The sequence below is a fragment of the Psychrobacter sp. TB20-MNA-CIBAN-0197 genome (assembly GCF_040309765.1).
GTDB lineage: Bacteria > Pseudomonadota > Gammaproteobacteria > Pseudomonadales > Moraxellaceae > Psychrobacter > Psychrobacter submarinus.
Genome location: NZ_JBEOPC010000142.1, coordinates 1 through 396 on the forward strand (window position 1 = coordinate 1; position 396 = coordinate 396).

Here is a 396-nt window from a genome sequence, read left to right on the forward strand (position 1 = left end):
GTACCAAACACCTTCTTCGCCAGACTCGTCGCCGCAGCGGCCGGGTTCTGACGAATTGTTTCTTCCTGCTTGCCGATCATCTCGAACAAACCGTTGAGCGCCTGTTCAGTGACGTAGCTTTCAACGTTCGCGCTCTTCGCGTCCACCACGCCAAACGCAGCGGCCTGGCCTGCGAACGAGTTGTACTTCTGCGCGACGCCGACCTTGTCGGTGGCTTGCTTGACGATGGGCAGGAATTTCGCGCGGATCTGTTCGCGGCTGGATTTGTTCAGGTATTGGGTCGCCGAATCGTTGCCGCCGCTGAGGATGCCTTTGGCGTCGGCCACGCTCATTTTCTTCACTGCATCGACGAGGATTGGCTGGGCCTGGGTCACGGCGGATTCGGCCGCTTTGTTC

Annotated in this window: 1 protein-coding gene; it reads right to left on the reverse strand. The window is 59.3% G+C overall.

Features of this window, described 5'->3' with window-relative positions; all coding sequences use genetic code 11:
- Positions 1-396: DUF4197 domain-containing protein (locus tag AAEY83_RS13025; protein WP_351059364.1), on the reverse strand; the 396-nt coding region annotated here is incomplete at both ends.